Raw genomic sequence first — 20,146 nt, forward strand, 5'->3', positions numbered from 1 at the left:
GCCCCGGCTTCGCGACTCACGGCGCGTCAGGCGGTCACATCGTGCCCTTCGCCCCGCGGACACCCATGGGCCGCGCCCACTCCGCGCCCGACCGGAGTCCGGTGCCGCCGATCAGGCCCGTCCCGATGCCACCGGGGCCCGACAGACCGGAAAGGGACCACAGGCTCGACCCTCCGGCGTCGCGGTAACCGCTGGTGCCGCCGGCCGCGACCGGCCGGTCGTCCCGGTCCGTGAGCTGGAACCCGATCGTGTAGGTCCGGGTGACCGAACCGTTGGCCGAGGTCACCTTGATGGTGCGGGCGGTGAACTTGTGCCCGCTCGACGAGAGGACCGAACTGCCGTCGGTGACCTTCACCCGCGCGCCGGACTGGGCCGGTACGGCGGAGACGGCCGGGATCCTGGCGTTCTTCGGCCAGTCGACGACGTACGTGGACACGTTCGGGTCGAACCCGTCGATCGCGGCACCTCCGACGGTGAGCGCCTTCGCGTCGGCGACACTGGCCTTGGTGGCGTCCGCGAAGTTCTTCACCGTGACCGACCCGTCGGCGCCCACGACCACCTTCGCCGCCATCGCCGCCGCGAGGTTGATCCGCTGCCAGCTCGCTCCGCCGTCGGCGGTGAGGTCGAGCGGGTAACCGGAGTCCGTCGCGGTCTGCTCCAGGATCTGGGTGCGCTGCTCGGCGGTGAGGTCCGGGAAGGCCGTGATCAGCAGCGCCGCCGCGTCGGACGGCGTCTTGAGAGCCTGCCCGGCCTTGCCCACCTGGGAGAACCCGTAGGTCAGGCGCCGCGTGTACAGGTCGACGTCCTGCGCCTTGCTCAGACCGGCGTACGAGTCGCCCTCGCAGGCCGCGAGCGTGTCGCCGTATCCCTCCTTCTCGCACTGCGCGAGCAGCACGTTCTCCATCTCCGTGTGGGCCTGTGTCAGCAGCTTCGCGAAGTCGGGGTCCGCCCACCGGTGCGCCACGGTGGCCTGACCGGAGATCCGGCCGCCCATGACGTCCAGCGGGTAGTGGAACCCGAGCACGATGCGGTTGTCCCCGTACTCGGAGGTGCGCGCGAGGATCGACGGTGCCAGCTCCGGCAGGAGCGTGGCCAGGACGGTGCCGGCCTCGTAGCCGCCGTAGGTGTGGCCGCTCGGGTAGGAGCCGCTGGTGGCGAGGCTGCCGTACGAGCCGTCCTGCGACTCGTAGATGGAACCGCCGTCGCCGACGAACCCGAGCCGCACGTACGGGCGCAGGTAGCCGTAGTGGTTCTTCGCCGCGTCGACCTTGTCCAGGTTCTGCGTGACGCGGGAGAACAGGGCGTTGGTCTTCGGCAGTTGGCCGCCCTTCAGGGCGTCGCTGTAGATCTGGCCGAGCCGGGATCCGAGGCTGTCGGCCATCGTGACGGTGGAGCTGTTCGTCGCGTCGACCTCGGCCCGGTCCACCTCCTTCTGTGTCGCCGCGTTGTTGATCCGCACGGCGATCTTGTCGTTCTCAGCGGTCAGCCGGGTGCCCTGGGACACCTTGGTGTCGGCGCCGAGGATGCCGGAGCCGAGGTCATCGATGCCGTTGAGCAGGTCGTAGAAGTAGTCGGTCCCGTCGCCGGTCCCCGGCCACTTGTCCGACGTGTAGGTCGCGTTCAGCGTCTCGTCCGGGAAGGGGGACGCCACGTACGTCGGGTCGGAGGCGTCCGCCGAGGCGGTCGCGACGGAGTTGTCCGCCGAGCCGGTCGTGACGGAGTCGTCCGAGGTCCCGGCCAGGGTGATCGCGGTGACGGTGGCCGTGTGCGCCTTCGCCTTGCCCGCGGTGGTGAGCAGCGCCGTGTCCGTCGTGGCGGAGAGGTGCGCGGTGGTTCCGTCGCCGAGGGCCACGGTGTAGCCGATGACCGGGAACCCGCCGTCGCCGGCCGGCCGCCAGGTCACCCGGACCTGCTTGCCGTCGGTGACCACGCCCGTGACGGTCGGCTTCTGCGGCTTGCCGCCGGCGGTCACCACGGGTGCGGTGGCCGCGCTCGGGCTCGAGGTGCCGACGGTGTTCACCGCGCGGACGCGTGCCGTGTACGACTTGCCGGCCCGCAGCCAGGTGAACGTCGTGCTCCGGCTGTCCGGATCGCGGATCTCGATCTGGTGGCCGTCGTCCAGAGTGACCTTGTAGCCGGTGACCGGTGAGCCGCCGGTGTCCTTGGGCGGGGCCCAGGCGACGGTCACGCTCGTACCGGACGACGTCGCCGACACCCTGTCAGGCGCGGCGGGCACCGTCCTGGGCTTCGTGGTGAGCGCGGACATGGCGCGCTGGAGCGCGTCGTACCGTGCGGCCAGGGTGGCGTCCGTGGCCGTGTCGCTCGCGACCGCGGTCTTCGCCTCGGCGAGTGCCTTGGTGAACGCCTTCCACGACGCGTCCGTGTAGCGCGCGTCCTGGAGGGCCGACGCGGTCGTGACCAGGTCCTCCAGTCGCAGTCTCGGCACCGGGATCAACTGCTTGGCGGCGAGGGTGAGGCTACGGGTCTGGGTGTCGGCCTCGAGCTGGGTCACGCCGTCGGCGTCGACGAGGGTGCGGGCGGCGGCGAGTTCGCGCCGGTACACACCGAAGTCGATCGTGTCGTAGCGCGCCGCGTCGGCGGAGAGCCCCTCGTACTGCTCGATCGCCTTCCGCAGGGCGGACTTGTCCGTGACGGCGGGCGTCTCGACGTGGTTGAAGGTGATCCGGCCCAGGTTCGCGACGTACGGGTGCGAGGAGTCCGGGGTCGTCGTCAGCCGCAGGTAGACGGTGTGCGTGCCGCTGATCGCCTTGGGCAGCGTCAGACTCGTCGTCCCTCCGGACGACCACGCGGCTCCCGTGACCGGCAGCGGTACGGTCGCGTACGGCGTGCCGGGGTTGGCCGCGTCGAAGGAGTCCAGGTAGAGCTGGGCCGCGGAACCGGTGCCGCAGCGGGCGGAGTTGTTGACGTAGGTGATCGTGACGGTGCTCTTCGGGGAGGCGCCGAAGTCGACGTCCCCGTAGTTGAGCCAGGCTCCGTCGTAGGTGCCGCCGAGGTCGGTGGTGGAGCCCGACCCCGTCCAGCCGACCGGCTCGCTCTTGAGCCCGCCGCCGCTGTTCGCGCGGAACGCGGTGGCGTCGAAGCCGACGGGGGCGTTGGTGTCCTGCGTCAGCGCCAGCGAGTAGACGTTGCCCACGTAGGGCTGGGACGCGGACTGCGTGCTGGAGACGAAGTCGGCGTACACGTCCTGGACGCCGGTGAAGACGCTCGGGTCGAGATGCACGCTCGTGGTGGCGATGGTTCCCCAGCCCGAACCGCTGTAGTCGAGCGGGACGGACACGGTCTTCGGGCCGTCCTTCGAACCCAGGTGCAGTTCGATGTGCGAGTCCGAGGCCGCGCGCGACTGGGGCTTGTCATAGCGGACGGTGACGGTGTCGGCGCCGTCGCGCAGGTCGGTGTCCTTCCATTCGGCCCACGCGCCGTTCGTCACGTTCTCGAAGATGCCGTTCGAGAGGTTGAGCGGGGCCGAACCGCCGCCGGTCGTGGTGCTGTTGACCGCGGTCAGCGTGGCGAGCGTGGTCGTCGGGGACGTGGAGACCTCGTACGGCGAGAACTGGTGCCAGTCGAAGTTCGACACCCACTGCTGGCCGGCCGGCGCGTGGAACACGAACGTCGCGCTCGACGCGTTCAGCAGGGCGGCCGGGTCGGTGACGGCCGCCTGCACCGTGCTGTAGTACTGCCAGCCGCCGGTTCCGGGGAGCTGGACGGTGGCGACGACGGGACCGTCGGCGGCGCCGGCGTGGATGTCGACGCTGCTCGGCTTCGCGTTCGTCGCCTGCGAGTTGGCGTAACGGACCGAGATGGTCCGCGGGGCGACCCCGCCGAAGTCCAGCTTCGTGTACCGCTCCCACGAACCCTCGGTGACGCCACCGAGGTTGCCGTCCGAGTTGTTCCGCTCGCTGACGAGGCTCGGGCCCTCCTTCTGGTCGGGGGACTCGGCCTGCAGGACGGCGTAGCCGCCCTCGTCGATGGTGAGCGTGTCGACGGCGGACCGCAGCGCGGCGTCCGCGGCCATGACGGTGCCCGTCGCGGAGGTGGTGTCCGCGAGGACGGTCCGCGCGCGTTCGAGCGCCGACCGGAACAGGGTCCAGGAGCCGTCGGAGTAGTTGCCGCTGCGCACCAGGGACGCCTGGTCGACGAGTGCGCCGAGGGCCTTGCGGTGCACCGCGGCGGCGGAGATGACGAGCGGGTCGGTCGGGGATATCCCGGTCCCGTGCACCGTCGAGGCCCGCACGCCGTGGGCGAAGGCCGCGTCGGCGAACGTGATGCCGAAGTGCGCGTCGACCTGCGTGGTGCCGGTGAGCGACAGCGTCGCCGTGCGCGAGCCGGTGACGCGGAGGTCCGCCGTGACACCGCCCGGCAGGCCGGTCACGGTCGCCGCCCCCGTCTTGGTGAGGCTGGTTCCCTTGCGGGCGGCGAAGGACGCCGGTCCGGACAGGGTGAGCTGCACGCCGCCGTCGACGCTGCCGTTCGCGGCCGTGTCGACGGTGCCCGGACGGGCGGAGACGACGGTGTCGCCCTTGCCCGTTCCCGCGCCGCCGTCACCCGTGTCGCCCGAGTCGGTGTTCAGCGAGTACGCGGGCTTCGTGTGGGCGCCCCACTGGGACGGCTTGGAGCCCATGGTGAAGTCCAGCGTTCCGCCGGAGATGATCTGCGAGTAGTCGAGCCACGTGTTGTCGAACCGCTTGCCGTTGAGGGTCGCGCTCTGCACGTAGTAGTTGCTCGGCGACACGCCGTCGGCCTTCACCGTGAACCGGCTGCCGTTGGCGTAGCTGATCGTCGTGGAGTCGAAGAACGGGCTGCCGATCTGGAACTGGCTGGAACCGGCGGTCACCGGGAACAGACCCAGGGCGGCACCGACGAACATGGTCGACATGGTGCCGGCGTCGTTGTCCATGGTCGGCAGGAAGCCGTTCGGGGAGAGCTTGTAGACCTGGGTCTTGACCGGCGGGGTGAACTGGCCGCCGGAGCTGGGGGCTTCGTTCGTGGAGCCCGTCGCGATGTAGCGGTTCCAGGTCGTGCCGGTGTAGATGGCGCGCACCCACTTCTGCGTCAGGCTCGGCTCACCGACGTAGTTGAACAGGTACGGGGCCTGCAGGTCGATCTCGTTCGCGTTGGAGTGCAGCATGGTCGAGCCGTCGTCGACGCTGGAGTCCTCGCCGAACATGTGCTTGACCGCGGCCTTGCCGGCCTTGTCGCCGCCCATGGCCTTGATGAGGCCGCCCATGTCGTACGCGTCGTACCAGTGGTACTGCCAGAGCGTGCCCTGGTAGAGGCCGGCCGCCTCGAACTTCTCGTAGTCCGCGCTCTGCCAGTCGCCGCCGGACGCCCGCGGGGTGAGCAGACCGACCTTGGTGCCGTCGGCCGCGGTCCAGGCGTCGGACTTCACGAGGTTGTCGATCGCCATGGTCGACTGGGTACGCAGCTTCTTCGCGTCCGCCTTCTTGCCGAGCGCGTCGGCGATGACGGAGAGAGCCCACTGGTCGTAGCCACGCTGGACAGTCGTACCGGGATCCCCGGTGACGTACCCCTGCCGCAGCTGCGCCCCTGTGTAGTACCCGGAGTACGACAGCAGCGCCGGGTACGCCTCGTCGAGCCGGTCGAAGTTCTTGAAGCCCTTCGACAGCGCGTCGGCGACCAGCACGGCCGAACGCTCCCAGCGCACGGTCGGAACCGAGTGGGTGAGGCTGCTGAGACTCTTGCCCGAGGCGCGCGCGTCGGCGAAGAGCTCGACGAGCGACTGCACCATGTCCCGGTAGGTGGCCGGGTCGATGTAGGCCTCGACGGAGTACTTGCGGAAGTCGTCCCAGGTGGACCAACCGTCGTAGTACGTGAAGCCGTTCGCCTTGTGCACCGCTCCGTCGGCGCCGCGGTACGTCCCGCTGGTGCTGGTGGCGTTCACCGGCAGCGCGTACATGCGGTACAGGTGCGTGTAGAACTCCTTGGTCAGCGTCGACCCGGGGTCGGACTTCGCGGAGGCGCGCACGTCGACGGCCCCGAGCGCACGGTTCCAGTCCGCCTTCGACTGCGCACGCGCCTGGTCGAAGGTGAGGTGGCCCACCTCGTTCCGCTGGTCGGTCGCGGCCTGTTCGGCGCTGATCGGCGACAGCGTGACGCGCAGCTCGATGTCCTGACCGGCGGACTTGTCGAACCCGAGGACGGCGCCGGTGTCGGCGCCGTCCTGCGTGCTCGCGTCGCTCAGCTTGCCGTCGCCGCCCCAACTCTTCAGGGAGGTCACGGGTACGTTCGTGGTGGCGTCGTAATACAGCTGGTACGAGGCGCCGTTGAACGACCCGGCGATGAGCCCGCTGATCGAGCTGGTCCCGTCCGGGAGCGTCGTCGCCTTCATGGTCGAGCGGGTGCGGCTGGTGAAGTTGTTCGCCAGGTCGAGGACGAGCTCGGGGTCCGACCCGGCGGGGAAGCTGTACCGTTCGAGCGCCGTGCGCGTCGTCGCGGTCATCTCGGCCTTGATGCTGCCGGGGTCCTGCGTCACCGACGACGCGGTTCCGGAGACCGACCCGAGCCCCACCTGGTAGTAGCCGGGCGTCGCGGTCTCGTCGTCGTGGCTGTACGTGTGGGCGTACGTGCTCGGGGCGGGGCGCTTGTCGTACCGCACGGACGTCGGGACGACCAACAGGTCGCCACCGCCTCCCGAGCCGCCGACGCCGTCGAGGTCCGTCGCGGTGAACCCGGCGATGTGGTCCTCGTTGTGGTCGTACCCGGAGTGGTTGCGGTCCGGCGTGGTCATCGGGTTGACCTTGGCCAGACTGTGCGGTGCCTGGGCGCCCGGCAGGTCGTTGCCGTCGTCACCGGCGGTCGACACGAACGGGTCGACGAGTTTCGTGTAGTCCGTGCCGCCTGAGTTCCCCGCGGACGTGGTCGCGGCGGGCAAGGCCGCGGCCGCGCCACCACCCGCCAGCGCGGCGACGCCGAGCGCCCCGGTGAGCAGCGCGGCGACCGCCGCGCGCAGTGGCCGGCGGTGCCGGCCGGTTCTCGGCAGGACCCCGACGGGCATGGGTGGATGGGATCTGATGGGCACGTAACCTCTCCAGCGTCGTCATACGCACGCACGGTTCGGCCCCACCAGAAGACAACGTTGTCAGCCCGGGGCACCGGGCGCGCAACCCAGGGTGAGACGGAAGTGAACACACAGGATGGCACCCGAACACCGGATTGCACCCCGCCGCGTTCACAACCTCCGCCATGAGACACGGAGAAGGCGTACAACGGGCGAACAATATTCGTACAGCACGCGCGTACCGGACGCCACGAAGACGACGCGCAGGCAAAGCGGTCATGGAGCCCCAAGGGTGAAGCGCCGTCAGCCGATGCTTCTCCTACGCCTCGTACCCGGCACACCTCGGTGCAGGACAAGCCCGCCGCCCGGAACAGGCGTGGGCCTCCCGCGAGCGGCCAGGGGATGAGAAAGTGATGGGCGTGACGGACGACACGGAGGATGCGAGCGCCACCGTACTGCTGACCGCGGGCGACGACGCGAGCGCGAACGAACTGCGTTCCTTACAGACGTGGTTGAACGATGTCGATGAGGTCCGGGGCCGTGCTGAGCTGAGGGAGGGCCCGCCGGTCCCCGGCACGCTGGGACCGGTCGTCGACGGACTGCTCGTGACTCTCGGGCCGGGCGGCGCCGTCACCGCGCTGGCGACCGCGCTGGTCGCCTGGATCCGGCACCGGCGCAGTGAGGTGACCCTCAAGGTGACCCGCGGCGACGGCGCGTCCTTCGAGGTGTCGGCGAAGCGGGTCCAGTTGCTGAGCGCCGCCGAACTGCGCGGATTCGTGGGCGAGTTGGCCGCACAACTGGCCTCGGATGAAACAGCGGCCCGGCCGGATGCGGACGCCGGTCCGTCATGACGGATCTGACGGGGGACGGTGTCCGGATCCTGCTGATCGGCACGCAGACCCATGCGGGGCCGACACTGACGTCCGTGCCCGCCGTGTCCCGCACGGTCGAAGAGCTGCACCGCAAGCTCCTGACGGTATGCCGGGTACGGCCCGCATCGATACGAACGGTCCTTGATCCTCCCGACGCATGGATGATGGCCGCCGCCATCGCGGAGGAGGCACAGCGCGCCCAGGCCGTACTGCTGATCTACTACGTGGGCCATGGCCTGATCGGGCCCGGGGACGAGCTGTACCTGGCCGCGACCAGCACCGACCGGCTGACCCCCGGCCTCGCCGCCCACCAGGCACTGCCGTTGTCCGCGCTCCAGCAGGCCCTCACTGTCTGCCGGGCCTCGTCCGTCGTCGTCGTGCTCGACTGCTGTTTCTCCGGGCGCGCCAAGCTCGGCGCCGGCGCCCCGCCCCCGGCGATCACGCTGCCCGGAGCGCATGGAATCCACCTCCTGGCCTCGGCCGAGCAGTTGGCGCTGGCCCCGGAGGACGCCGACTACACCGCTTTCACCGGCGAACTGATCAACCTGCTCGACCGTGGCGACCCCCGCGGGCCCCGGCTGCTGACTCTCGACGCCGTCTACGACTTCCTGTTCCGCACCTTGCGGGCCAAGGGCGGACCGCTGCCGCGCCGCCAGGCGGGTGACCGCTCGGGGGACCTGGTGATCGCGGTGAACGCCGCCCAGCCGGAGCCGGCGACCGATCCGGAGGACGAGGCCGGAACCGTACCGGGGCGCTGCCCCTACCTCGGCCTCGAAGCATTCGCCGTCGACGACGCCGAACTGTTCCACGGACGGGAGCGACTCGTCGAGGAGCTCCTGGAGGCGGCCGCCGGAGCGATGAGCGCCGGACGGCCGGTGATCGTCGTCGGGCCGTCGGGTGTGGGCAAGACGTCGCTGCTGCACGCCGGGCTGCTGGCCGCGTTGCGCCGGGGCGCCCCACAGCTACCGGGGTCCACCGGGTGGCCATGGACAGTGCTCACGCCCGGCGACGATCCGGTGCACGCGCTGGCCGCCGTGCTGTATCCGGACGGCCCCGCCGGGGCCGACGCCCTGATCGAGGACCCCGGATCGGCCGTACCGCTGGCCCGACGGTTCTTGGAGGACCGCGGTCACGACCGGCTGGTGCTGGTGGTCGACCGGCTGGAGGAGTTGTTCACCGCCGGCGAGCGGGAACGTACGGCGTTCTGCGCCGCGCTGGCGGCGCTGGCCGCGGACGGCGGGCGCACCCTCGTCGTCATGGCGCTGCGCGCCGACTTCTACGGCCAGGCCCAGGCGCTGCCTGTCCTGGCCGCGGTCCTGCGGGAGCACCAGGTACAGGCCGCGCCCATGCGGTTGGAAGAGCTGCGGGCCGCGATCGAGGAGCCCGCCGCCACGGTCGGGGTCCGGCTGGACGAGGGCCTGGCAGACCTGGTGTTGCACGAACTCGACGCCGTGAATCCACCAGGACCGCAGGCCGGCAGTCTGCCGTTGCTCTCCCACGCCTTGCGGGCGACCTGGTCCCAGGGCGGCGGCGGCCGCCTGACCGTCGCCGGTTACCGCGCGAGCGGCGGAGTCGTCGCCGCGCTGGCGACCACCGCCGACCGCGTCTACGGCGAACTCGACGCCGGGGGCCAGGATGCGCTGCGTCACATGCTGCCCCGCCTGGTGCGGATCGGCGACGGCACCGTGGACACCGGGCGCCCTGCCGACCGCGATGCGCTTCTCGACGGCACGTCGAACCGTCGGGCGGCCGAGGACGCGCTGCACCGCTTGGCCCGGGAGCGGCTGCTGGTCCTCCACGAGCGAACCGTACGGCTCAGTCATGACGCGCTGCTCCGGGCGTGGCCGCGACTGCACGGCTGGATCGACGCGGACCGCGACTGGCTGCGTATCCGGCAGCAGTTGGCCGCCGACGCCGACGTGTGGTGGCGGTCCGATCACGACCCGGCCCTGCTGTACCGGGGGAGCAAGCTGGCCGCGGCTCGGGAAGGCGCCGCGAACGCGGGACGCGCCAAGGCCTACGAACCACGGCTGACGGAGTTCCTCGACGCGTCCTTGCGCCAGGAACGGCGCTCGGCGCGGGTGCGTACCGCCGCACTCACGGTACTGGTCGTGCTCTTCCTGCTCGCGACGGCCGGCGGCGTCACCGCAACCGTCTACCAGCATCAGGCCGATGCTCAGCGTCGCCATGCCGTGGCCCGCCTGGTGGCGACCGAGGCCGCCGGCCTGCGTGACACCCAGCCGGGCCTCGCCAAGCAACTCAGCGTCGCGGCCTACCGGATGGATCCGGGAATCAGCGTCGCCCCGCTCATCTCGATGCTCGAGACCCCTGGTTCCTACGACAGCCAGGACTCCGTCGTCGACATCGCCCGCACCGGCGACGGCCGCACGATGGCCTTGTCGACCGGTCTGTCCGTCGTCCTGTGGAGGACGTCGGGGGGACGGGCGGCCACCATCGACCTGCCCGGCGCCGGAGCCGTCGCGCTCAGTCCCGATGGGCGGCTGCTCGCGGCGCTCGCCCCACCCTCGGCCCCAACACCCCGGCCCAGTACCGGCGAGAACGCGGCGACAGTGCACCTCTGGTCCATCGCCGATCCCGCGCACCCGTCCCGACTCCCCCTGCCGCGGGCCCCGTCCCAGGCGGTCACCGCTCTCGCTTTCGCCCCCGACGGCCACCTGCTCGCCTTGGGCACCGCCGCCGGCGCCGTCCGCAGATGGAATCTCACTGATCCCGAGTCACCAAGAGCCCTGGCGGAACTCACCGGGCCCAGCGCCCAGGTGGACTCCCTCGCTTTCACGCCCGGCAGCCACCTGCTGGCCGCGTCCGACGCCGACGGCAGGGTCCGGCTGTGGGACACCACCGACCCGGATCGCACCGCCCCGGTGTCGACGATGACCGGCTCGCCACCCCCCACCACGAAGCCGCACGGGATACCGCACCGCGTCTCCTTCCGTGCCGACGGCACCGTACTGGCCGCGCCCGGGGACGGTCACTCCGATGGTGTGCGCCTGTGGGGTCTCGCCGACCCACGACATCCGAAGCTGCTGGCGAAGCTCAACAACACCTTGCAGGACTGCACCGACCAGCTGATCTCCACCGCCTTCAGCCCTGCCGGTGACCTGCTCGCCACGCCCTGCGGCACCGAGGTGTACCTGTGGGACACGACCGACCCGGCGCACACCGTCCAGGTCAACGAGCTCACCGAACCCGACACCTACCAAAGCGGTGCCGTCCCCGCGCTCTTCGCCCCGAGCCGCGCTCCGGTGCTTCTCCTGCACGCCACGACCACGGGCGTCCACGTGTGGGACGTCACCAACGCACCACGCCTGGGCGCGGCTTCCAGCCTCGGCACCTCCCCTTCGGGCTTCGATCTCACCGCGCAGTTCAGCGGCGGCAGCCGGCGGCTGCTCATCGTCCACGGCGCCGACCATGCCGCCCTGTGGGACATGTCCGGACCGCCTCCCCACCGCAAGCTGGCCGATCTGCCCGGCAGCGGGGACCCCGCCTCGGGCGCGGCCGCGTTCAGTCCCGACGGCAGCGTCCTGGCCGACGCCGAAAGGGCGGGCGGTGCCCCCGTCGTCCGGCTGCGCGACACCGCTCATCCGAAAGCGGTGCTCACGACCCTCCCCGGTCTCGCCAACGGTGTCGGAGCCCTCGCGTACAGCGCGGACGGCCACGTCCTGGCCGTCTCGGACACCGGAGACGCCACCCATCAGGCCGCACCGTCGACGGTTCACTTGTTCGATGTGAGTCGGCCGGCGCATCCCCGGCGGCTCGCCGTCATCCATGCCAGGGCCTTCCACTTGGTCTTCTCCCCCCGCGGCCGTCTGCTCGTCGGCACTTTTGACGGTCGGCTGCTGCTGTGGGACACCACCGACGCCCGGCACCCGGTCGCGGGGACGCCACGACGGCTCACCCCGGGCTCGCTCGACGCCGTACCCGCGTTCCGCGGAGACGGACGCCTGCTCGCCGTCACGGACACAGGTGACACCGTCCGCCTGTGGTCCGTCGAGCACAATCGGATCGCGGCGGAACCAGTGGGCGCGATACGTGCTCTCGGCACCGGCGGATCAATCGCGTTCACCCCGGACGGCCGCACTCTCGCCATGACCAGCACCGGCTCGCTCACCGGCTTCGCCGGGACCGCCCTGGGCCACATCGAACTGTGGGACGTGACCGACCCCGCGATCCCGGTCTGGCGCGCCTCGTTCGGCTTCAACCAGGTGGACCTCGGGGGTGAGAGCATCTCCTTCAGCCCGCAGAGTCCCACCCCCTACCTCGCGGTGACCAGCAGCGTCGTGGCCGTGTGGAACGTCGAACCGAGCTCCGTCGTCAGGCATGTATGCCTGAGCGCCGGCGAGCCCGTCAGCCGGGCGCAATGGGCGCGGTACGTCCCGGACTTGCCCTTCCACGCGCCGTGCCCGGCAGGACGGTGAAGTGGCGATCCGGGCCGGGTGCCACCCAGGGAGGATCACCCGGGCGGAAGCACCGGGCGACCTCTTCAAGGGGTCGTAGCCCTACCGATACACGTGCTCCGGGGGCGCGACCGCGTCGCAGGTCAGCTTCGTGTTCCTGGGCACGAGGCGCTCGACCGACCCGGGATTGCCGTGCACGGCGGCCAGTTGTGCCTTGTCGAGGTAGCCGATGAACAGCTGGGTGTTCGGCGGCATGTGCTCCGGCCTGAAGATGAAGGTGACTCTCCCGTCGTCCTCGCGTACTCCTTCCCGTACGCGATCCACCCCGGCGCCCTCGCCCGACGGAGTCAGCTTCCCGTCATCGTCAGGTCCCTTGCAGAAGACACCGGTCTTGATGAGGACGGGGAACCCTGCCTTACGCAGGGCCGCCTCCAGGCCGGCGTGGTCGGTGAAGTACCGCTGCTTGTCGAAGGTGGCATGGATGGTGCCGTCCTTCTGGGTGTCCACGGTGTACGCGACGGTGTGGATGTGCACGTCCGCACCCGACGTGGCGACGGCCGGTGGCGCGGTCGACGGGCGGGAGAGGACCGACGCGCCGACAGCCAGGCCGGCGGTGAGGGCGACCGCGGTGACCCCCATGACCCGGCGGCGCCGCTTGCGTGCGTGCCCCTCAGCGACGATCTCCTCGACCGGCGTGGAGAGACGGACGTCGTCCAGTGAATGCCTCAGTGCGTCCAGCAGCCGGGTGGTTTCCGTGTCGTTCATGCCAGGTTCTCCTGTTGCGGTACGGATACGAGTTCCCTGCGCAACGCAGCGACGGCCCGCGCGAGATGGGCGGTCACGGTCCCCGGAGCGATCCCGAGGGCGTGGGCGGTGGCCGCGGTGTCCTGATCGAGGAAGACCCGGAAGGCGACCACCTCCCTCTGCCGCCGCGGTAGTCGGCGCAGCGCGTTCAGCAACGTGGGGTCAAGGCCGGCGTCGGTGGCCGTGGAACCCGCGACCTCGTGGTCCTCGGCCAGCGCCACCTCCCGCCGTCGGCGCCGCCACCAGGACACACGGGTGTTGAGCGCGGTCCGTACGACCCACGCCCGCGGTGACGGATGCCGACTCACTTTCGTCCAAGACGTCCACGCGCGGGTGAAGGCCTCGGCCACCAGGTCCTCGGCCAGTTGCCGGTCACCGACGCTCGCCAGGACGGCCCGCAGGCATACGTCCCGGTCGGCTTGGTAGAACTCCTTGAAATCCAGGTGCTTCACACCCCTCCTACGCTTTGGGGCCCCGAACCGCTTACCTACGGGACGCAAAGATGCCGTCCTCCGCGAGGGAGATCCATGACGACTCTGTCCGTGCTCGCGGTCAGGGCCTTCTGATCAAGGCCTTCTGCAAGACCGGCGAGCGGACATCGCGAAGGGGCGGAGGGGCGGTGGCGGCCGTGGGGTGGTGGTGGCCGCGGCGGGCGGGCAGGCGGCGGAGGAACTGGCGCGCAGGCTGTGAGCCCTACGGCGAGTGCCGAGATCTCCGGGTCCGAAAGACAGGGGCCCGCGGGGTCGGCCGTACCGTACTTCACCTTGTCGCGGCGGCGGGGTTTCTCCTGTCGGTATGCACCACCCACTGCCGCCGCACCTCAGGCTCAGTCCACCAGGGTGATGTCCAGTCGTCCGGCCACGGTGGTGAGGGCTGCTCCCAGAGGAACCGCGACCCGGGTGAGGGCGTGCTGGTCGCCCCGGGTCGGGTCCCGGTTGACGATCAGTACCGGCTTCCCGGCGTGGGCCGCCTCGCGGACGAACCGGAACCCGGACATCACCGTCAGCGACGAGCCCAGCACCAGAAGCGAAGTGGCCTCGCGGACCAGCCGGCGGCAGTGCTCCACCCGCGACGGTGGCACGGTCTCCCCGAAGAAGACCACGTCCGGCTTGAGGATGCCGCCGCAGACCGTGCAGGGCACCACCCGGAAGTCTCCGACCTGTTCGTCGGCGAGGTCGGCGTCACCGTCCGGGTTGATCGCGGCCGCCACCGGCTCGAAGCCCGGATTGGCTTCCTCCAGCCGCTGGGCGAGTTCACGGCGCGAGCTCGATGCGCGGCAGGAGAGGCAGACCACTCGGTCCAGGCTTCCGTGGAGTTCCACGACGCCCTCACTGCCGGCCAGCTGGTGCAGTCCGTCGACGTTCTGAGTGATCACCCCAGAGAGCAGGCCGTGCCGCCCGAACGCGGCGACCGCCCGGTGTCCGTCGTTGGGGCGGGCACGGCCGAAAGTGCGCCAGCCGAGGTGGCTGCGAGCCCAGTACCGCCGCCGGGCCTGGGCGCTCGCGGTGAAGTCCTGGTAGGTCATCGGGGTGTGCCGGCTCAGGCTGCCGTTCTCGCCCCGATAATCAGGGATGCCCGACTCTGTCGAGATGCCGGCTCCGCTGAGCACCAGCACACCCCCCGTGTTCAGCGTGTCCGTGATCGGCTCCAGATCGGTGGTGCCGGGCGGCAGATCCTTCGTAGGGGTCCAGCTCAGAGTGGGGCGCATGCGCATGCTGCCAGGGTACGGGCACGACGACACGGCGCACCGGCCCGCGCGGTCGCCCCCGCCGGGAGAGCTCCGTGCGGGCGCCGGTCCCTTCCTGCGTGCCGCGGGGTCGTCGATCTCTTCGGGAGCTCTTCCCGGCGGGCACGGGGTCAGTCGGACGCGACCCTTTCGGGGTCGTCCGCCGGTGTACCGACGCGCAGCCACCGGTACCCGTAGGCGGGCAGTTCGATGGGGAGCAGGCCGTCGTCCGGCACCGTGAGCCCGGCATGTCCCTCGTCGAGCAGATCCGTGAGCCTTCCGCCGGGTCCGGCCTCGGGCAGCCGCAGCCGTGCGGTGACCGGCCGGTCCGCGAAGTTGTGGACGGCCAGGATCGTCCCGTCGGTGGTGCACCCGATGTGTGCGAGCACGGCGCGCTCCCCCGCCTCGACCACGCGGTACTCGCCCCAGGCCAGCTCGGGAGCCTCGCGGTAGCGCTCGGCGAACAGCCGGATGCGGCTCAGCAGCGAGCCGGGGTCGCGGCTCTGCTCGCACACGTTGACCTTCCGGGGTGCGAACGCGCCGTCCGCCAGCGGGTTGGGGAAGGTTCCGGGTTCGGCGGTGGAGTAGCCGGCACCCGCCTCCGGGGTCCACTGCATGGGGGTGCGTACGGCCTGACGGCCCTCGGCGGCCAGGTTCTCCCCCATGCCGATCTCCTCACCGTAGAAGAGGACGGGGGTGCCGGGCAGGGTGAAGAGCAGGCTGTAGGCGAGTTCGACGCGGCGGCGGTCGCCGTCGACCATGGGGGGCAGCCTGCGGCGCAGCCCTCGGTCGTACAGCTGCATGTCCTTGTCCGGGCCGAAGACCGCGAAGACCTCGGCGCGTTCGTCGTCGTTCAGCTTGTCGAGGGTGAGCTCGTCGTGGTTGCGTACGAACGTGGCCCAGTGGGCGTCGCGCGGGGCGGCGGGTCGGTCCCGCAGTGCGGCGGCCAGCGGCCCCGCGTCCTCGCGCGCCATCGACAGGTACATCCGCTGCATGCCGATGAAGTCGAAGCACATGGTGAGTTCGTCGCCGCGGTCCGAGTCGGGGTCGCCGAAGAACCGGGCGAGGCCGTCGTAGGGCAGATTGACCTCGCCGAGCAGCACCGCCTCGCCGTTGCGGCGGCCGAGGAAGGCGCGCAGGTCGGCGAGGTAGTCGTGCGGGTTCGGCAGTGCCCCGGCGTCGTCCTGCCCGGCCGTCTCCAGCAGGAAGGGCACGGCGTCGACCCGGAAACCGGACAGCCCGAGCTGTGTCCAGAAGCCCATGACGCGGGCTATCTCGTCGCGCACTTCGGGGTTGGCGACGTTGAGGTCGGGCTGTTGTTTGTAGAAGCGGTGCAGGTAGTACTGGCCGCTGCCCCCGTCGTACTCCCACAGACTGTCCTCCGCGTCGGGGAAGACCACGCCTTCGGGGCCGTCCTCGGGGGGTGCGTCCTGCCAGACGTACCAGTCGCGGTGGGCAGAGTCCCGTCCGGAGCGGGCGTCCTGGAACCAGGGGTGGTCCTCGGAGGTGTGGTTGACGACGAGGTCGGCGATCACGCGGATGCCGCGGTCCTTGGCGGTGCGGACGAACTCGGTGAAGTCGCCGAGGGTGCCCAGGCGGGGGTCGACGCCGTAGAAGTCCGTGATGTCGTATCCGTCGTCGCGTTCCCGGGTCGGGTAGAAGGGCATGAGCCACACACAGGTCACGCCGAGGCGCACCAGATGGTCGATGCGCTGTGTGAGGCCCGCGAAGTCGCCGATCCCGTCGCCGTTGCCGTCCTGGTACGTCTCGACGTCCAGGCAGTACACCACCGCGTTCTTCCACCACAGGTCGGACGTGCGGGTCAGACGCATCGGTACTCCTTCGCCGTGGCGGGAAGGGGGCGGCTGACGTCGAGCCGTGGCAGTACCTCGGCCCCGAACGCCTCGATGAACGGGCTCTGTTCACGGCCCACGTGGTGCAGCATCACCGTGTCGAAGCCGAGTGCCGCGTACTCCTGAAGCCAGGCGGTGTGCCGGCCGAGGTCGGACGAGACGTTGACCGTCTCCGCCACGTGCTCGGGCGTGACGTGTTCGCTGACGAGGTCGAACAGTTCGGCGGAGTCGAGGTCCCAACTGGCCGGGGGCGAGTGCACGTTGGTGCGCCACTGGTCGTGCGCCAGGGCCAGGGCCTCGTTCTCGTCGGGTGCCCAGCTCAGGTGCACCTGGAGGTGCAGGGGGCCCCGGCCGCCCGCGTCCCGGTACGCGTCGGCGATCTCGCGCAGCCGTTCCCGCGGGGCGTTGACCGTGATGAGGCCGTCCGCCCACTCGGCGCACCAGGCCGCGGTGGCCGTGCTGCACGCGGCTCCGATGAGCGGTGGCACGGCGGGCGGCAGCGTCCACAGCCGGGCCCGGTCCACGGTCACCAGCCCGTCGTGGCTGACCTCCTCCCCTTGCAGCAGCGCCCGGATGACGTCGACGCACTCCCGCAGTCGTGCGTTGCGCATGTCCTTGCGGGGCCAACGTGCCCCGGTGATGTGCTCGTTGGAGGCCTCGCCGCTGCCGAGCGCGACCCAGAACCGGCCCGGGTACATGGACGCGAGGCTGGCGACCGCCTGGGCGATGATCGCGGGATGGTAGCGCTGGCCTGGTGCGTTCACCACGCCGAACGGCATCTGGTCGGTGGCCTGGAGCGCGGCGCCGAGCCATGACCAGGCGAATCCGGACTCCCCCTGGCGGACGCTCCACGGGGAGAAGTGGTCCGAGCACATGGCGGCGGCGAATCCCGCGTGTTCCGCTCGCACCACGGCGTCGAGCAGATCCGCGGGCGGGACCTGTTCGTGCGAGGCATGTAATCCGTAGACAGTCATGCCGGGGCGGGTACCCTCCCGGCCGCTCCTCAGCGGAGACCTGGCCGGAAGAGCCTCGAAACCCCGGTGTACGTCGGCGGACCTGCCCCGGTGTACGTCGGCGGACCTGCCCCGGTGTACGTCGGCGGACCTGCCCCGATGACCGTCGGCGGCTCGATCCTGTTCGCCGACGGCGGCGAGCTCGGCACCCCGCCCGTCTGAGGAACGCCTCCCGAGGCGGCCGAAACCAGGGGCCCGGCCGCCGCCACTGACCGGCTGCGCGGCGTGGTCATCCGTCCCGGTCCGCCCGTGCCCGGGTGACCGATGCCGGGCCGCCCCGGAGATCGCTTCCGGGGCGGGCCGTGGCCTCGCGGTCGGTGTCCGCCGCCTCACAGCGGCGTGGCGTGGTCCTCGGTGTGATCAGGCCGCCGTGCCGTCCTCCGGGGCCAGCAGGACGGCGGTGCGGCTCGCGTGCGCGACGGCGTCGCTGATCCGGGGGTTGAACAACGCCTCGACGGATCCGCGGTGATGGGGGCTCAGCACGATGAGGTCGGCGTCGAACTCCGCCGCCGCCTCGGAGATGGCCGTGGCGATCTGGGTGGTCAGTCCGTGGGCGAGGGCCGCGTCGGCCTTGACGCCCTTGTCGCGCAGGGCGGCCAGGGCCTCGTCGACGATGACCTTCGCCTGGGCGTCGTCCTCGAGCGGGACGACGGCCGCGAGGGTCGCGGTGGAGGCCACGACGTGCACGACCCGGACCTGGGCGTCCGACAGCCGGGCCAGGTCACCCGCCAGGCGTACCGCGGAGAGCCGGCTGGGGCTGGGATCGACGGCGACCAGGATGCGCTGGAACATGGAATCTTCTTTCCATTTTCTGGAAGATACGGAGGATCTTCGCGGTGAGCAGTGACGCCGAAGGGCCGGTGTCACCAGGAGCAACGTCCGGCGCGGCGCGAGCCTTCCCGATTTCGACCCCTTGATCGTCCCGGGCGCTGGAGGCGACGATCCGGTCGATCACGACGAGGCTCTATCCGTCGGCGACAGCACTCGAGCCAGCCAGTCGTTGCGCGTCCGGCGGGCACCGGCCGAGATGCGAGCCTGCGGGTACAGCGCGTCGAATCCGTGGAATCCTCCCGCCCAGATGTGCAGTTCCGCCTGGCCGCCGGCCGCCCAGATCCGGGTGGCGTAGGTGACGTCCTCGTCGCGGAACACCTCGGCCGACCCGGCGTCGATGTACGTGGTCGGCAGCCCGGAGAGGTCCTCGGCCACCGCGGGTGAGACGTAGCCGGGCACCTCGTCGTCGCGGAGGCCGCCGAGAACCGAGCGCCAGCCGAAATCGTTCATCTCACGGGTCCAGACACCGGGGCCGCCGGAGTACTGCCGACTCGACGTGGTGACGTTGCGATGGTCGAGCATGGGACAGACGAGCATCTGTGCCGCGATCGGCGGTGTACCCCGGTCGCGCGCCATCAGCGTGACTCCCGCGGCGAGGCCGCCGCCGGCACTGACTCCCGCCACGACGATACGGGCGGGATCGATGCCCAGTTCGTCGGCGTGCTCGTCGACCCAGAGGAGACTCCGGTAGCAGTCGTCGACCGGTGTCATGCCAGCTGCTTCCGGCGCCAGCCGGTAGTCCACGGAGATGATCACGGCACCGAACAGGTCGAGCCACTCCAGAGGTATGTCGATCTGGGAGAAACGGTCTCCCATGACCATCCCGCCGCCGTGCATCCACAGGACGCACGGCGCCCCGGTGACGCGGGTGGCACCGGACGGGCTGAAGACCGACAGGGGAATCCGCGCACCGCCCTCACCGGGCACGGTGACCTCGCGCCGGTCGACCTGGCGGCCTTCGAGGAGGGATTCGACCGGAGCCGACGGCAACCGGCGCAGTTGGGCGAGCACTTCGGGGTCGAGCCGCGTCATGAGCGGCATGTCGGCGAGCAGCGCGCGCAGTTCGGGGTCCATGTCGGGTCGTACGGACGTCACGGGATCACCTTTCGTCGGGTTGCGCCGGAGGGATGTTCAGGACCAACGGGCGGGGGCGCTTAAGCCGGGGCGCCGGGCCGGGCGAGCGAGGGCCGGGGCGGGCGAGCGAGGGCCGGGGCGGGATCGAGCGGCGGCCTCTCAGAAAGTGGCCTTGCCGCGGACCGGTACGTAGTCCGTGTACTCGGGCTCCTTGGCCAGCATCCCGTCGATCCGCTTCACGATCGCCTGCGCGGCGTCACCGGCGAAGATCCGGTGGTGGTCCTCCTCGCTGGTCCAGCCCTCGGTGACGTGCACGACGTCGGGGTCGGACGCCGATCGGCAGACGAGATAGACGACGCAGTACTCGCTCGCGCCGGGGTTGCCGTCGCTCAGACCGGTCAGCAGGAGGTCCGTCAGTCGCGCACCCGTTCCGGGCTTTGCGGTCAGGGTGGCGTTGAATCCGTAGCGGGCGGTCATGACTGCCTTCTTCCGTGGGCGAGGGTCGACGGACTGTTGTCCTGA

The 20,146-nt window shown here is 70.8% G+C and carries 12 protein-coding genes; 3 read left to right on the plus strand and 9 right to left on the minus strand.

Annotation, left to right across the window (positions count from 1 at the left end; genetic code table 11):
• Positions 1–34: 34 nt before the first annotated feature.
• Complete coding sequence (locus HEP85_RS02865) at positions 35–7,033, minus strand: glycoside hydrolase domain-containing protein (protein WP_369657563.1); 6,999 nt, start codon at positions 7,031–7,033, stop codon at positions 35–37.
• 422 nt (positions 7,034–7,455) lie between these two features.
• On the opposite strand from HEP85_RS02865, the gene HEP85_RS02870 reads away from it, so the two are divergent.
• Together HEP85_RS02870 and HEP85_RS02875 are read left to right on the plus strand one after the other, a co-directional pair.
• Positions 7,456–7,887 carry a hypothetical protein gene (locus tag HEP85_RS02870; protein ID WP_168525906.1) on the plus strand — a complete coding sequence of 144 codons (432 nt, stop codon included), beginning with the start codon at positions 7,456–7,458 and terminating at the stop codon, positions 7,885–7,887.
• Positions 7,884–12,344 carry an AAA family ATPase gene (locus HEP85_RS02875; RefSeq protein ID WP_369657564.1) on the plus strand — a complete coding sequence of 1,487 codons (4,461 nt, stop codon included), beginning with the start codon at positions 7,884–7,886 and terminating at the stop codon, positions 12,342–12,344. Before HEP85_RS02870 ends, HEP85_RS02875 begins: the two co-directional genes overlap by 4 nt.
• Before the next feature lie 81 nt (positions 12,345–12,425).
• Here HEP85_RS02875 and HEP85_RS02880 read toward each other — a convergent pair whose 3' ends face one another.
• From HEP85_RS02880 to HEP85_RS02900, 5 genes are all read right to left on the minus strand, one after another.
• Positions 12,426–13,088 (minus strand): hypothetical protein, encoded by a 663-nt coding sequence (locus tag HEP85_RS02880; protein ID WP_168525912.1) that lies wholly within the window; start codon positions 13,086–13,088, stop codon positions 12,426–12,428.
• Positions 13,085–13,579 carry a sigma-70 family RNA polymerase sigma factor gene (locus HEP85_RS02885; protein WP_211117807.1) on the minus strand — a complete coding sequence of 165 codons (495 nt, stop codon included), beginning with the start codon at positions 13,577–13,579 and terminating at the stop codon, positions 13,085–13,087. Before HEP85_RS02885 ends, HEP85_RS02880 begins: the two co-directional genes overlap by 4 nt.
• 374 nt (positions 13,580–13,953) lie before the next feature.
• Positions 13,954–14,841, minus strand: coding sequence for an NAD-dependent protein deacetylase (locus HEP85_RS02890; RefSeq protein WP_168525916.1), 888 nt, complete (start codon positions 14,839–14,841; stop codon positions 13,954–13,956).
• 143 nt (positions 14,842–14,984) lie between these two features.
• Entirely contained in the window at positions 14,985–16,685 is a 1,701-nt protein-coding gene (locus tag HEP85_RS02895; protein WP_168525918.1) for an alpha-amylase family protein, read from the minus strand.
• Positions 16,676–17,680 carry a TIGR03885 family FMN-dependent LLM class oxidoreductase gene (locus HEP85_RS02900; RefSeq protein WP_168525920.1) on the minus strand — a complete coding sequence of 335 codons (1,005 nt, stop codon included), beginning with the start codon at positions 17,678–17,680 and terminating at the stop codon, positions 16,676–16,678. The genes HEP85_RS02895 and HEP85_RS02900 overlap by 10 nt, the downstream gene beginning before the upstream one ends.
• A gap of 66 nt (positions 17,681–17,746) precedes the next feature.
• Here HEP85_RS02900 and HEP85_RS02905 point away from each other — a divergent pair, with 66 nt between their 5' ends.
• On the plus strand, positions 17,747–17,881 hold the full coding sequence (locus tag HEP85_RS02905; protein ID WP_282189828.1) for a hypothetical protein: 135 nt from the start codon (positions 17,747–17,749) through the stop codon (positions 17,879–17,881).
• 198 nt (positions 17,882–18,079) lie between these two features.
• Here the strand turns inward: HEP85_RS02905 and HEP85_RS02910 are convergent, their stop codons facing one another.
• The 3 genes from HEP85_RS02910 to HEP85_RS02920 form a co-directional block, all read right to left on the minus strand.
• Complete coding sequence (locus tag HEP85_RS02910; protein ID WP_168525922.1) at positions 18,080–18,511, minus strand: universal stress protein; 432 nt, start codon at positions 18,509–18,511, stop codon at positions 18,080–18,082.
• A gap of 159 nt (positions 18,512–18,670) precedes the next feature.
• On the minus strand, positions 18,671–19,645 hold the full coding sequence (locus tag HEP85_RS02915; protein ID WP_168525924.1) for an alpha/beta hydrolase: 975 nt from the start codon (positions 19,643–19,645) through the stop codon (positions 18,671–18,673).
• 138 nt (positions 19,646–19,783) lie between these two features.
• Positions 19,784–20,101 (minus strand): putative quinol monooxygenase, encoded by a 318-nt coding sequence (locus HEP85_RS02920; RefSeq protein ID WP_168525926.1) that lies wholly within the window; start codon positions 20,099–20,101, stop codon positions 19,784–19,786.
• Between the last annotated feature and the right edge of the window lie 45 nt (positions 20,102–20,146).

It is taken from the genome of Streptomyces sp. RPA4-2 (assembly GCF_012273515.2).
Taxonomy (GTDB): domain Bacteria; phylum Actinomycetota; class Actinomycetes; order Streptomycetales; family Streptomycetaceae; genus Streptomyces; species Streptomyces kaempferi.

Bases quoted from the DNA above. Each gene is read 5' to 3' on its own strand.
- HEP85_RS02865 (WP_369657563.1), bottom strand. From the start codon at position 7,033: ATGCCCGTCGGGGTCCTGCCGAGAACCGGCCGGCACCGCCGGCCACTG.
- HEP85_RS02875 (WP_369657564.1), top strand. From the start codon at position 7,884: ATGACGGATCTGACGGGGGACGGTGTCCGGATCCTGCTGATCGGCACG.
- HEP85_RS02880 (WP_168525912.1), bottom strand. From the start codon at position 13,088: ATGAACGACACGGAAACCACCCGGCTGCTGGACGCACTGAGGCATTCA.
- HEP85_RS02890 (WP_168525916.1), bottom strand. From the start codon at position 14,841: ATGCGCATGCGCCCCACTCTGAGCTGGACCCCTACGAAGGATCTGCCG.
- HEP85_RS02895 (WP_168525918.1), bottom strand. From the start codon at position 16,685: ATGCGTCTGACCCGCACGTCCGACCTGTGGTGGAAGAACGCGGTGGTG.
- HEP85_RS02900 (WP_168525920.1), bottom strand. From the start codon at position 17,680: ATGACTGTCTACGGATTACATGCCTCGCACGAACAGGTCCCGCCCGCG.
- HEP85_RS02910 (WP_168525922.1), bottom strand. From the start codon at position 18,511: ATGTTCCAGCGCATCCTGGTCGCCGTCGATCCCAGCCCCAGCCGGCTC.
- HEP85_RS02920 (WP_168525926.1), bottom strand. From the start codon at position 20,101: ATGACCGCCCGCTACGGATTCAACGCCACCCTGACCGCAAAGCCCGGA.